Consider the following 13319-nt stretch of genomic DNA (forward strand, 5'->3'; position numbering starts at 1 on the left):
TGTTTTCTGCCCCACGAATTTCACTTCCCCACTGGAGAACCCCATGTCCACCTTCCTCACCGACTACCGCGCCCACGCCGCCGAACGCGCCGCGCTGGGCATTCCTCCGCTGCCGCTGGACGCCAAGCAGGTCGCCGACCTGATCGAGCTGATCAAGGCGCCGCCGGCCGGTGAGGACGCTTTCCTGCTGGACCTGCTCACGCACCGCGTGCCGCCCGGCGTGGACGACGCGGCCAAGGTCAAGGCCAGCTTCCTGGCCGCCGTGGCGCACGGCGACGTGAAGGTGGGTCTGATCTCCAAGTCCAAGGCCACCGAGCTGCTGGGCACCATGGTGGGCGGCTACAACGTGCACCCGCTGATCGAGCTGCTGGACGACGAGGAAGTGGCCAGCGTGGCGGCCGAGGGCCTGAAGAAGACCCTGCTGATGTTCGACTTCTTCAACGACGTGGCCGAGAAGGCCAAGGCCGGCAACGCCAAGGCCCGCCAGGTGATGCAGAGCTGGGCCGATGCCGAGTGGTTCACCAGCCGCCCTGAAGTCGAAAAGACCATCACCGTGACCGTGTTCAAGGTGCCCGGCGAAACCAACACCGACGACCTCTCGCCCGCGCCCGACGCCTGGAGCCGCCCGGACATCCCGCTGCATTACCTCGCCATGCTGAAGAACACGCGCGAAGGCGCGGCCTTCAAGCCCGAGGAAGACGGCAAGCGCGGCCCGATGCAGTTCATCGACGACCTGAAGAAGAAGGGCCACCTCGTGGCCTACGTGGGCGATGTGGTGGGCACCGGCTCCAGCCGCAAGTCGGCCACCAACAGCGTGATCTGGGCCACCGGCCAGGACATCCCCTTCGTGCCCAACAAGCGCTTCGGTGGCGTCACGCTGGGCGGCAAGATCGCCCCCATCTTCTTCAACACCCAGGAAGACTCGGGCGCGCTGCCGATCGAAGTGGACGTGAGCAAGCTCGAAATGGGCGACGTGATCGACATCCACCCCTACGACGGCAAGATCACCAAGGGTGGCGCCACGCTGGTCGAATTCCAGCTGCGCAGCGACGTGCTGTTCGACGAAGTGCGCGCCGGCGGCCGCATCAACCTGATCATCGGCCGCTCGCTCACCGCCAAGGCGCGTGAGTTCCTGGGCCTGCCCGCCAGCACGGTGTTCCGCCTGCCGCAGGCACCCGCCGAAACCAAAGCCGGCTTCACCCTGGCGCAGAAGATGGTGGGCCGCGCGGTTGGCCTGCCCGAAGGCTTCGGCGTTCGCCCCGGCACCTACTGCGAACCCAAGATGACCACCGTCGGCTCGCAGGACACCACCGGCCCGATGACGCGCGACGAACTGAAAGACCTGGCCTGCCTGGGCTTCAGCGCCGACATGGTGATGCAGTCCTTCTGCCACACCGCCGCCTACCCCAAGCCGGTGGACGTGAAGACCCACCGCGAGCTGCCCGCCTTCATCAGCAACCGCGGCGGCGTGGCCCTGCGCCCGGGCGACGGCGTGATCCACAGCTGGCTCAACCGCCTGCTGCTGCCCGACACCGTGGGCACCGGCGGTGACTCGCACACCCGTTTCCCGATCGGCATCAGCTTCCCCGCCGGCTCCGGCCTGGTGGCCTTCGGCGCCGCCACCGGCGTGATGCCGCTGGACATGCCCGAATCCGTGCTGGTGCGCTTCAAGGGCCAGATGCAGCCCGGCGTGACCCTGCGCGACCTGGTGCACGCGATCCCGCTGTACGCGATCAAGGCCGGTCTGCTGACCGTGGCCAAGGCCGGCAAGATCAACATCTTCTCGGGCCGCATCCTGGAAATCGAAGGCCTGCCGGACCTCAAGGTCGAACAGGCCTTCGAGCTGAGCGACGCTTCGGCCGAGCGCTCGGCCGCCGGTTGCACCATCAAGCTCAACCCCGAGCCGGTGAAGGAATATCTCACCAGCAACGTGGTGCTGATGAAGAACATGATCGCCCAGGGCTACGCCGATGCCCGCAGCCTGAAGCGCCGCATCGAGAAGGTGGAAGCCTGGCTGGCCAACCCCAGCCTGCTCGAAGCCGACAAGGACGCCGAGTACGCCGCCGTGATCGAGATCGACCTGGCCGACATCAAGGAACCCATCCTCTGCTGCCCGAACGACCCCGATGACGCCAAGACCCTGTCCGACGTGGCCGGCACCAAGATCGATGAAGCCTTCATCGGTTCGTGCATGACCAACATCGGCCACTTCCGCGCCGCGGCCAAGCTGCTGGGCGGCCAGCGCGACATTCCCGTCAAGCTGTGGGTCGCGCCGCCGACCAAGATGGACGAGAGCGAGCTGATCAAGGAAGGCCACTACTCGGCGTTCGGCACCGCCGGTGCCCGCACCGAAATGCCCGGCTGCTCGCTGTGCATGGGCAACCAGGCGCAAGTGCGCGAAGGCGCCACCGTGGTGTCCACCTCCACCCGCAACTTCCCGAACCGCCTGGGCAAGAACACCAACGTGTACCTGGCCTCCGCCGAACTCGCCGCCATCGCCTCCAAGCTGGGCCACATCCCCACCGTGGCCGAGTACCACGAAGCCATGGGCGTGGTGAACAAGGACGGCGCCGCGATCTACCAGTACATGAACTTCGACCAGATCGAGGAGTACGCCGAAGCCGCGAAGGGCGTCACCGCGTAAAGGGCGCCGCCCGCGCCGCCTTCGGCGTCACCCCTCAGGGGTGGCGCTGGAGGGCCGACGCAGCCGAACCCCTGGATTCAAAAAAGCCGCTGCGGTTGCAGCGGCTTTTTTTTATCCTGCCAGTGCGCGCCGGTTCCAGGGCATGCGCATCAGCACGCGGGCCAGGCCGCAGAAGCCCGAGGCGCCCGCGAACACCAGGCCTGCCCCGACGAAGCCCGAGAGCGCATGGAACCAGGGCGAGACGGTGGCGCCCAGCACCGCGCCCAGCACGATCAGCGAGCCCGCCACGATCTGCACCTGCCGCTGCAGCTCCAGCGGCTGGGAGACATCGGTGATCACCGGGAGCCCCGCCTTCTTCCAGGCATCCAGCCCGCCTTCGAGCACATAGGCCTCGCACGCCGTGCAGGCGCCCAGCGCGGACGCGTTGACCTGCGTGCGGTTGCCCGAGCGGCAATGGAAGATGACGGCCGACGCGCCGTCCTCCAGCGGCAGGCCGTTGTTCTTCAGTTGCTCCATGGGCGCATGGCGCGCCAGCGCGATGCGCTCGCGGGCATGCTCGTCGGCGGCCCGGATGTCGATCAGGATCGCGCCCTGTTTCACGAGTGCCTGCGCGGCTTGAGGAGAGAGGGGCTTCAAGGACATGGTGGGGTTTTCCAAAGCAAGGTCAGGGACAGAAGATGGACTTGAGCGTGGCGATGAGCCGGGCCACGTCGGGGTTTTCGATGCGGTAGTGCAGGGTCTGCGACTCGCGCCGATAGGCCACCAGCCCCTCGTCGCGCATCTTGGCGAGGTGCTGGGACAAGGCGGACTGGCTCAGGGGCACCTGCTCGAGCAGCGTGCCCACCGTCATCTCCCCATGCTCGATCAGCAGGCAGAGCACCAGCAGCCGGTGTTCGTTGCCAACGGCCCGAAGCAGGGCGGCGGCCTGGGCGGCACCGGTCTGGAGAAATTGCGTGTCTTTGCGGGTGGCCATGGCGTTTGTATTTTAGATGTCTCTAATTTAGCATAAACTAATAAATAGTTCAGCCCCACCCATCGATGTGAGACAAGCCATGCCTTCCTCCGCGCAGATTCAGGCCTTCTTCGACGAAGCGACCCACACCGTGACCTACCTGGTGGCCGACCCTGCTACCCGGCAGGCGGCGGTGATCGACCCGGTGCTCGACTACGACCACCGCAGTGGCAAGGCCTCGACCGCGTCGGCCGACCGGGTGCTGGCGGCGGCGCACGAGCAGGCGCTGGAGATCGTCTGGGTGCTGGAAACGCATGCCCATGCGGATCACCTGAGCGCGGCGCCGTACCTGAAAGAGCGCACCGGCGCGCAGGTCGCCATCGGTGAGCACATTCGCGAGGTTCAAATCCTCTTTCGCCCGGTGTTCAACCTCGACGATGTCTCGGGCGACGGCAGCGAGTTCGATCGCTTGCTGCGCGATGGCGAGACGCTGGCCATCGGTGACCTGACCGTGGGCGTCATGCACACGCCAGGCCACACGCCCGCCTGCGTGTCCTACCGCATTGGCGATGCGGTGTTCGTGGGCGACACGCTGTTCATGCCCGACTACGGCACCGCGCGCGCGGACTTCCCCGGCGGCAGCGCCCGCACGCTCTACCAATCGATCCAGCGGCTGCTGGCCCTGCCGCCGCAGACGCGGCTCTTCATGTGCCACGACTACAAGGCGCCCGGGCGCGATCACTTTGCCTGGGAGACCACCGTGGCCGACGAACGCGCGCGCAACGTGCATGTGCATGAAGGTGTGAGCGTCGACGAGTTCGTGGCCCTGCGCCAGCACCGCGACGCGACGCTGGCCGCCCCCACGCTGCTGCTGCCCTCGATCCAGGTCAACATCCGGGCGGGCCGGCTGCCCGAGGCCGAATCCAATGGCGTGCGCTACCTGAAGGTCCCCATCCGCCTGTCCAACTGAGGTCGTGCGGCGTCAGGCCCGAGCGGCGAGCGAACGCAGCAGCGCCGCCGAGGCCTCGTCGCCGGGGAAGAAGGTCTCCAGCGCCAGCTCCTGCAGCGTGATGTCCACCGGGGAGCCGAACACCGTGGTCGTGCTCACGAGGTTCAGCACGCCATGGCCGGTGTTGAACTGGAAGGGCATCAGCACGCCATGGTGCTCGCCCGGCAGCGTGCCGGCGTCGTTGCCGAACGATGCCGGGTAGCCCTTGAGCTCGGCCAGCAGCGCGGCCAGCGCTTCGTCGCCGGTGGCGTGGATCTGCTGGCGCAGGCGCTCGAACAGGTGCTCGCGCCATTGCCGCAGGTTGGCGATGCGCGGCGCCAGCCCCTCGGGGTGCAGGCTCAGGCGCAGCACGTTGACGGGGCCCTCCAGCAGCCGGGGCGAGGCCCCCACCATCAGCAGCGGCACCAGGCGGTTGGCCATCACCAGGTTCCAGTGCCGGTCCATCGCCAGCGCGGGCCAGGGTTCGTGGCAGTCCAGGATGCGCTTGACCGCCGCGCGCGCCGAGGCCATGTCGGGCGCGTCCAGCGGGCGCTCGCGGTACATCGGGGCGTACCCGGCGGCTTCCAGCAGCGCGTTGCGTTCGCGCAGCGGCACCTCGAGGCGGTCGACCAGGCGCAGCACCATGTCTCGGCTGGGGCTGGCGCGGCCGGTCTCCACGTAGCTCAGGTGCCGGGTGGACACATCGGCCACGTGCGCCAGGTCGAGCTGGCTCAGGCGGCGCCGCTGGCGCCAGTGGCGCAGGCGTTCGCCGAACGGGGAGGGAGTGGTCAGGGCGTTCATGGGCGGCATGGTAGGGCACCCGGGCGCCGCCCGGCCATGACCTGCCACGTCATGGACGTCGAGCACCCGCCGGCCGACCATGCACCCCGGATGCCCTGAATTCCATCCGTCCTCACCTCATCAAGGAGTGCACCATGTCCCTCATCGCTTCCCTCACTTCCCCGGTCGGCCTGCGCCGCGTGCTCTGGGCCGATGCCCTGTCCGGCTCCGGCACCGCCGTGCTGCACCTGGTCCTGACCGGCTCGCTGTCCACCCTGCTGGGCCTGCCCGGCGCGCTGCTCAGCGCCTCGGGCATCCTGCTGCTGCTCTACGTCGCCCTGGCCGGCACGCTGGCCTTGCAGGCCACGCCGTCGCGCGCACTGCTGGGCGTGCTGGTGCTCGGCAACTTCGCCTGGATGGCGGCCTGCCTCGCGCTGCTGTTCGGCGGCCAGGTCTCGCCCACGCCGCTGGGCCAGGCCTACCTGGTGGTGCAGGCGGTGGCGGTGCTGGTGCTGGCCGAGCTGCAATGGATGGCGCTGCGTCGCCAGCGGCCGGCCGCCCTGGCCTGAGGCGTGTGCGCCAGCGCACAGATGTGCGCGCACCGAGCGCCTACGCTGGATGGGCGCCCGCGACGGACCGGCCGTCGCGGGCGCCCATCGGTCTTTTTGAACAAGGAAAACAACCATGACGCTTGGAACCATCCTCCTGATCATCCTCATCCTGATCCTGCTCGGCGTCTTTCCCACCTGGCCTCACAGCCGCGGCTGGGGGTATGGGCCCAGCGGGGTGCTCGGGGTGGTGCTCATCATCGTGATCGTGCTGCTGCTCACCGGCCGTTTGTGACGCAATTCATGGCCGTCAGCACGGATTAGCGGGCTCCTGACAGAATGGACCGGTGTTTCACCGATTCCGTCAGGAGCCCCACATGCCCACGACCAGCCATTTCGCCCATCCCTTCGCCTCCACCGTCAAGACCTTCAAGACCGCCTCGGGCAAGAGCGGCCGCTTCTATTCCCTGCCGGCGCTGGCCAGACAGTACCCCTCTGTGAAGCGCCTGCCGGTGTCGCTGCGCATCGTGCTGGAGAGCGTGCTGCGCCATTGCGATGGCGAGCGCGTGACGCCCGACCACGTGGCGCAGCTCGCGCAATGGCAGCCCAACACCGCGCGCACCGACGAAATCCCCTTCACCGTGGCGCGCGTGGTGCTGCAGGACTTCACCGGCGTGCCCCTGCTGGCCGACCTGGCCGCCATGCGCAGCGTGGCCCAGCGCCTGGGCCAGGACCCGAAGAAGATCGAGCCCCTGGTGCCGGTGGACCTGGTGGTGGACCACTCGGTGATGGTCGACCACTACGGCACCAAGCAGGCGCTCGACCTCAACATGAAGCTGGAATTCCAGCGCAACAACGAGCGCTACCAGTTCATGAAGTGGGGCATGCAGGCCTTCGACACCTTCGGCGTGGTGCCTCCGGGCTTCGGCATCGTGCACCAGGTGAACCTGGAGTACCTGGCGCGCGGCGTGCACATGAAGGGCGGCATGTACTACCCCGACACCCTGGTGGGCACCGACAGCCACACCACCATGATCAACGGCATCGGCGTGGTGGCCTGGGGCGTGGGCGGCATCGAGGCCGAGGCCGCCATGCTGGGCCAGCCGGTGTACTTCCTCACGCCCGACGTGGTGGGCTTCGAGCTCACCGGCCGCCTGCGCGAAGGCGTGACCGCCACCGACCTGGTGCTCACCGTCACCGAGATCCTGCGCCAGCACAAGGTGGTGGGCAAGTTCGTCGAGTTCTTCGGCGAAGGCACGGCCTCGCTCGCGCTGCCCGACCGCGCCACCATCGCCAACATGGCGCCCGAGTACGGCGCCACCATGGGCTTCTTCCCGGTGGACGAGAAGACGCTGGCCTACTTCCGCGGCACCGGCCGCAGCGCGGCCGAGATCGAGGCCTTCGAGGCCTACTTCCGGGCCCAGGGCCTGTTCGGCGTGCCGGCCAGCGGCGAGATCGACTACTCCAAGGTCGTCAAACTGGACCTCGGCCTGGTCACGCCGAGTCTGGCCGGCCCCAAGCGCCCGCAGGACCGCATCGAACTCGGCCAGGTGGCGCGCCAGTTCTGCGACCTGTTCAGCAAGCCCAACGAGCAGAACGGCTTCAACCGCCCGGCCGAGCTGCTGCACACGCGCTACCACGCGATCGACAACGAGATGGCGCCCGTGGCCGTGCCCTCGGCCAAGCCCACGCCCGAAGGCGCGCCGCGCTTCGAGGTGGAGATGGTGGCCAACCGGCCGGTGCGCGCCAGCGCGCCGGTCAAGGAACCGCGTGGCGACCTCACCATCGGCAACGGCGACGTGCTGATCGCCGCCATCACCAGTTGCACCAACACCAGCAACCCCGGCGTGCTGCTGGCCGCCGGCCTGCTGGCCAAGAAGGCGGTGGAAGCCGGCCTCAAGGTGCAGCCGCACATCAAGACCTCGCTGGCCCCCGGCTCGCGCATCGTCACCGAATACCTCACCCAGACCGGCCTGCTGCCCTACCTGGAAAAGCTCGGCTTCGCGCTCGCCGGCTATGGCTGCACCACCTGCATCGGCAACGCGGGCGACCTCGCGCCCGAGCTCAACGCGGTCATCACGCAGAACGACCTCATCTGCGCCGCGGTGCTCTCGGGCAACCGCAACTTCGAGGCCCGCATCCACCCCAACCTCAAGGCCAACTTCCTCGCCAGCCCGCCGCTGGTGGTGGCCTACGCCATCGCCGGCAACGTCATGAAAGACCTCATGACCGAGCCGGTGGGCAAGGGCAAGGGCGGCAAGCCGGTGTTCCTGGGCGACATCTGGCCCAGCAGCGACGAGATCTACCAGCTCATGAAGTTCGCCATGAACGGCAAGGCCTACCGCGAGAACTACGCGCGCGTGGCCAGCGAGCCCGGCAAGCTGTGGGAGCACATCAAGGGCGTCTCGGGCAATGCCTACACCTGGCCCAAGAGCACCTACATCGCCGAGCCGCCGTTCTTCGAAACCTTCCAGCTCGCGGCCACGGCGTCCGCCGAGCCGCCGGCGGTGCGTGGCGCGCGCGTCATGGCGCTGTTCGGCGACTCCATCACCACCGACCACATCTCGCCGGCCGGCAACATCGCCGAGAACTCGCCCGCTGGCCAGTGGCTGCTGGCGCATGGCGTGCTCAAGGCCGATTTCAACAGCTACGGCGCGCGCCGGGGCCACCACGAGGTGATGATGCGCGGCACCTTCGCCAACGTGCGCATCAAGAACCTGATGCTGGCCCCCCTGCCCGGCGGATCGCGCGAGGAGGGCGGCTGGACGATCTACCAGCTCGACGGCGTGGGCCAGGGCCAGAAGATGAGCATCTTCGACGCCGCCATGCGCTACCAGGCCGCCGGCGTGCCCACCGTGGTGTTCGCGGGCGAGGAGTACGGCACCGGCTCCAGCCGCGACTGGGCCGCCAAGGGCACCCAGCTGCTGGGCATCAAGGCCGTGGTGGCGCGCAGCTTCGAGCGCATCCACCGCTCCAACCTGGTCGGCATGGGTGTGTTGCCATTGCAATTCAAGGCCGGCGACTCCTGGGAAAGCCTGGGCCTGGCCGGTGACGAAACCATCGACGTGGTCCCGCACCCCGACCTGCTGCCGCAGAGCGAGGCCCGGCTGGTCATCACCCGCGCCAACGGCGAGCGCCGCGAGGTGAACGTCATTCTGCGCATCGACACGCCGGTGGAGGTGAACTATTACCGCGACGGGGGAATCCTCCCCTACGTCCTCAGGCAATTGTTGAGCGCTTGAGCCCGATGCCGCAACGCGGCATGATGTGTTTTCGTTCTGCCCTTCGGGAGTCGCCATGCGAAAGCCTGCCTTGTACAGCCCGTCCACCCGCCCCGGGGTGCCGAAGGCGGGCGCGCAAGGCGCCGGGCCGGCCGCGGCACAGGCCGACGCCCCGGCGGCACCCATCCCGCGCCGGCGCCGCTGGCGGGCCGCCGCCGCCCGCTGGGCGGCCAGCCCGCGCGTCATGTGGTCGGCCCTGGCCCTGCTCGCGGCCCTGCTGGCCGCCAGCGCCTGGCAGGGCAGCGCGAACGGGCCCAAGGCGCTGACGCAGAAGGACATCGACGCGGCCGTGCTGCGCACCCTCACCACCCAGAACATCCCGTCCAAGGCCGCGCGCGCGGCGGAGAAGATCCGCCCCGCCGTGGTGCGCGTCATGTCCTTCGGCAAGGACAAGAAGGGCGAGGAGCAGGAAATGGGGGTGGGCACGGGCGTGGTGATCGTGGACAAGGGCATCATCCTGACCAACCTGCACGTGGTGCAGCACGCGCAGACCATCAAGCTGGTGTTCGCCGACGGCACCGAGTCCGGCGCCAGCATCACCGGCGTGCAGGCCCAGAACGACCTGGCCGTGCTGCAGGCCCACACCATCCCGGACGACCTGATCGCCGCCACCATGCGATCCACCGGCGACCTCGTGCCCGGCGACGAGGTGGTCGCGGTGGGCTTTCCCTTCGGCATCGGCCCCTCCACCTCGTCGGGCGTCATCTCCGGTTTCGACCGCGCCTTCAAGTCGCCCGAGGGCGAGCAGGAGATCGGCAACCTGATCCAGTTCGACGCCGCGGCCAACCCCGGCAACTCGGGCGGCCCGCTGGTCACCATGGATGGCGAGGTCGTCGGCATCGTCACCGGCATCCTCAACCCGACCAGCCACCGCACCTTCCTTGGCATCGGTTTTGCAGTGCCGATCGAGAGCGCCGCCAGCGCCGCCGGTCTGCCCCCGTTCTAGTTCTTCCTTTCTTCACAGGAGCGTTCCATGGACCAAAGCACCGCCCCCGACACCGCCCAGCTCATGGAGCAGATCCTGTACGAGGTCAAGCGCGTGGTGGTCGGGCAGGACCGGTTCCTCGAACGTGTCATGGTCGCCATGCTGGCCCAGGGCCACCTGCTGGTCGAGGGCGTGCCTGGCCTGGCCAAGACCCTCACCGTGAAGACGCTGGCCAGCGTCGTGCAGGGCCGCTTCAAGCGCATCCAGTTCACCCCCGACCTGGTGCCCGCCGACCTCGTGGGCACGCGCATCTACAACCAGAAGACCGGCGACTTCAGCACCTCGCTGGGCCCCGTGTTCGCCAATCTGCTGCTGGCCGACGAGATCAACCGCGCGCCGGCCAAGGTGCAGAGCGCGCTGCTGGAGGTGATGCAGGAACGCCAGGTGACCATCGCCGGTGAGACGCACAAGGTGCCCAACCCCTTCCTGGTGATGGCCACGCAGAACCCGATCGAGACCGAAGGCACCTACCCGCTGCCCGAGGCGCAGGTCGACCGCTTCATGATGAAGGTGATGGTGGACTACCCGAGCGACGAAGAGGAGTTCGTCATCGTCGAGCGCGTCACCGGCCCGGCCGTCAACGTCAACGCGGTGGCCACCACCGACCAGCTCGCCGCGCTGCAGGCGCAATGCCGGCAGGTGTACGTGGACCCTTCGCTCGTGCAGTACGCGGTCAAGCTGGTATCGGCCACGCGCACGCCCGAGAAACACGGCATCAAGGACATGGCGCACCTCATCACCTTCGGCGCCAGCCCGCGCGCCACCATCGGCCTGGTGGAAGGCGCGCGCGCCCTGGCCATGCTGCGCGGGCGCGGCTACGCCCTGCCCGAAGACATGACCGACCTCGTGCCCGACGTGCTGCGCCACCGCGTGGTGCTGTCCTACGAGGGCCTGTCCGAAGGCCTGACCAGCGAAACCCTGATCGGCCGCATCATGAAACACATTCCCGCGCCGGCCCGGCCGCTGGAACACGAGAAAAAGGTGGCTTGACATGCTCAGTCGGCTGTTCGGCAGGAAAGGCGGGGCGCCGGCCAACGCCGCGGCCGCCGCCACGCCGGTCGCGCGCCGGGCCGAGGCGCTGCTGCGCCGGCTCGAATGGACCGTGCTGCGCCGGCTCGACGGCCTGCTGCAGGGCGACTACCGCACCCTCATGCGCGGCTCCGGCCTCGACCTCGCCGACCTGCGCGAGTACCAGCACCACGACGACGTGCGCCACATCGACTGGAACGTGACGGCGCGCCTGCAGACGCCGCACGTGCGCGTGTTCACCGAAGACCGCGAGATGGCCGCCTGGTTCCTGCTCGACCTCAGCCCCTCGGTGGACTTCGGTTCGGGCGAGCAGCGCAAGAGCCAGGTACTGCTGGACTTCACCGCCGTGCTCGCGCGCCTGATCGGGCGCCACGGCAACCGCGTGGGCGCCGTGCTCTACGGCTCGCGCGGCCAGCCCGTGGTGGACGCGGTGCTGCCCGCGCGCGGCGGCCGCACCCAGGTGCTGCGGCTCATGCAGATGGTGCTGCAGCCGCCGGTGCACGCCAACGCGAAGAACGGCGTGACCCAGCTCGCCGACCTGCTCAAGGCCGCCGTGCACACCGTGCGCCAGCGCGGCACCGTGTTCGTGGTGTCCGACTTCATCAGCGAGCCCGGCTGGGAGAAACCCCTGGGCGAACTCGCGCGCCGCCACGACGTGGTCGCCGTGCGCCTGCTCGACCCGCTCGAACTCGACCTGCCCGACCTCGGCCTGATTCCGATCCGCGATGCCGAGACCGGCGAACAGCTCCTGGTCGACACGCACGACGCCGGCTTTCGCCAGCGCTTCGCGCGCATCGCCGCGCAGCGCGAGGCGCAGCTGCGCGAAAGCCTGGGCCGCGCCGGCGTCGACACCCTGGAGCTGTCCACCGACGACGACCTGGCCGAGGCCGTGCTGCGTTTCATCGACCTGCGCAAGCGCCGCCTGCGCGAGACGCGCAACGGCACCGGCGCACGCCCTGTGCCCACCCAGTTGCCTACCCGGGACCGCCGCAGCTTCAGCGGCGTCCCACGCGAAGGAGCCCGTCCATCATGAACAACTGGCCCGTCACCTTTCTCTGGCCGCAGTTGCTGTGGTTGCTGCTCGCGCTGCCGCTGCTGGTGCTGCTCTACGTGTGGCTGCTGCGAAGGCGCAAGCAGACCGCGCTGCGTTATGCCAGCCTGTCCATCGTGCGCGAGGCCATGGGCAAGGGCCCGGGCTGGCGCCGCCACGTGCCCCCGGTGCTGCTGCTGCTGGCCATCGGCATCATGCTGCTGGCCTCGGCGCGGCCCATGGCCACCATCGTGCTGCCCTCGACCCAGCAGACCATCATCCTGGCGATGGACGTCTCGGGCAGCATGCGCGCCGAAGACGTCAAGCCCAACCGCCTGGTGGCCTCGCAGAACGCGGCCAAGGCCTTCCTGGCCGAACTGCCGCGCCATGTGAAGGTCGGCATCGTTGCTTTCGCGGGCTCTGCGCAGGTGGTGCAGCCCGTCACGCTCAGCCGCGAAGACCTGGTCACCGCGATCGACAAGTTCCAGCTGCAGCGCGCCACCGCCATCGGCAGCGCCATCGTGGTCTCGCTCTCCGAGCTGTTCCCCGAGCAGCGCATCAACCTCGGCGACATGACCTACAGCCGCAACACCGATCCGTTCGCGCCCAAGGGCCGCTCGCTCGACCAGCCCAAGCCCGACGAGAAGACCTTCACGCCGGTGGCCCCGGGCTCCTACACCTCGGCCGCGATCATCCTGCTCACCGACGGCCAGCGCACCACCGGCGTGGACACCGCCGAGGCCGCGAAGATGGCGGCCGAGCGCGGGGTGCGCGTCTACACCGTGGGCGTGGGCACGGTGGACGGCGAGATCATCGGCTTCGAAGGCTGGTCCATGCGCGTGCGGCTCGACGAGGAAAGCCTCAAGGAAGTGGCGCGCGCCACGCAGGCCGAGTACTACTACGCCGGCACCGCCGAGAACCTCAAGAAGGTCTACGAGACCCTGAGCTCGCGGCTGACGGTGGAGAAGAAGGAAACCGAAATCTCCGGCCTGCTGGCCCTGGCCGCCTCGCTGCTCGCGCTGCTGTCGGCAGGCCTGTCGGTGCTCTGGTTCAACCGCATCCTCTGAACGCCGAGGGCACGC

Annotated in this window: 12 protein-coding genes; 9 read left to right on the forward strand and 3 right to left on the reverse strand. The window is 68.7% G+C overall.

Annotated elements, in window-relative coordinates; all coding sequences use genetic code 11:
• Positions 1-43 precede the first annotated feature (43 nt).
• Positions 44-2644 carry a bifunctional aconitate hydratase 2/2-methylisocitrate dehydratase gene (acnB, locus tag ABSY19_RS22245; protein ID WP_382155973.1) on the forward strand — a complete coding sequence of 867 codons (2601 nt, stop codon included), beginning with the start codon at positions 44-46 and terminating at the stop codon, positions 2642-2644.
• 111 nt (positions 2645-2755) lie between these two features.
• Here the strand turns inward: acnB and ABSY19_RS22250 are convergent, their stop codons facing one another.
• Both ABSY19_RS22250 and ABSY19_RS22255 read right to left on the reverse strand, forming a co-directional pair.
• Positions 2756-3286 carry a rhodanese family protein gene (locus tag ABSY19_RS22250; RefSeq protein ID WP_382155976.1) on the reverse strand — a complete coding sequence of 177 codons (531 nt, stop codon included), beginning with the start codon at positions 3284-3286 and terminating at the stop codon, positions 2756-2758.
• Between the two features lie 22 nt (positions 3287-3308).
• A complete protein-coding gene (locus ABSY19_RS22255; RefSeq protein ID WP_382155979.1) occupies positions 3309-3617 on the reverse strand; it encodes an ArsR/SmtB family transcription factor in 309 nt (102 codons plus the stop codon).
• Between the two features lie 79 nt (positions 3618-3696).
• Here ABSY19_RS22255 and ABSY19_RS22260 point away from each other — a divergent pair, with 79 nt between their 5' ends.
• A complete protein-coding gene (locus ABSY19_RS22260) occupies positions 3697-4566 on the forward strand; it encodes an MBL fold metallo-hydrolase (protein WP_382155982.1) in 870 nt (289 codons plus the stop codon).
• A gap of 12 nt (positions 4567-4578) precedes the next feature.
• On the opposite strand, the gene ABSY19_RS22265 is transcribed toward ABSY19_RS22260, so the two are convergent.
• Entirely contained in the window at positions 4579-5385 is an 807-nt protein-coding gene (locus ABSY19_RS22265; RefSeq protein ID WP_382155986.1) for a helix-turn-helix domain-containing protein, read from the reverse strand.
• Positions 5386-5519: 134 nt separating this feature from the next.
• Here ABSY19_RS22265 and ABSY19_RS22270 point away from each other — a divergent pair, with 134 nt between their 5' ends.
• The 7 genes from ABSY19_RS22270 (at position 5520) to ABSY19_RS22300 (ending at position 13304) form a co-directional block, all read left to right on the forward strand.
• Positions 5520-5933 carry a hypothetical protein gene (locus tag ABSY19_RS22270; protein WP_382155989.1) on the forward strand — a complete coding sequence of 138 codons (414 nt, stop codon included), beginning with the start codon at positions 5520-5522 and terminating at the stop codon, positions 5931-5933.
• A 115-nt stretch (positions 5934-6048) separates the two neighbouring features.
• Positions 6049-6207 carry a DUF3309 family protein gene (locus tag ABSY19_RS22275; protein WP_297403479.1) on the forward strand — a complete coding sequence of 53 codons (159 nt, stop codon included), beginning with the start codon at positions 6049-6051 and terminating at the stop codon, positions 6205-6207.
• Between the two features lie 82 nt (positions 6208-6289).
• Positions 6290-9154 carry an aconitate hydratase AcnA gene (gene acnA, locus ABSY19_RS22280; RefSeq protein ID WP_382155992.1) on the forward strand — a complete coding sequence of 955 codons (2865 nt, stop codon included), beginning with the start codon at positions 6290-6292 and terminating at the stop codon, positions 9152-9154.
• Between the two features lie 55 nt (positions 9155-9209).
• Positions 9210-10139, forward strand: coding sequence for a S1C family serine protease (locus tag ABSY19_RS22285; protein ID WP_382155995.1), 930 nt, complete (start codon positions 9210-9212; stop codon positions 10137-10139).
• A gap of 27 nt (positions 10140-10166) precedes the next feature.
• Complete coding sequence (locus tag ABSY19_RS22290) at positions 10167-11168, forward strand: AAA family ATPase (protein WP_382155998.1); 1002 nt, start codon at positions 10167-10169, stop codon at positions 11166-11168.
• Between the two features lies 1 nt (position 11169).
• Complete coding sequence (locus tag ABSY19_RS22295; protein ID WP_382156001.1) at positions 11170-12240, forward strand: DUF58 domain-containing protein; 1071 nt, start codon at positions 11170-11172, stop codon at positions 12238-12240.
• On the forward strand, positions 12237-13304 hold the full coding sequence (locus ABSY19_RS22300; RefSeq protein WP_382156004.1) for a VWA domain-containing protein: 1068 nt from the start codon (positions 12237-12239) through the stop codon (positions 13302-13304). The genes ABSY19_RS22295 and ABSY19_RS22300 overlap by 4 nt, the downstream gene beginning before the upstream one ends.
• Positions 13305-13319: the final 15 nt, after the last annotated feature.

Source organism: Hydrogenophaga sp. ANAO-22, from assembly GCF_042466645.1.
Classification (GTDB): domain Bacteria; phylum Pseudomonadota; class Gammaproteobacteria; order Burkholderiales; family Burkholderiaceae_C; genus Hydrogenophaga.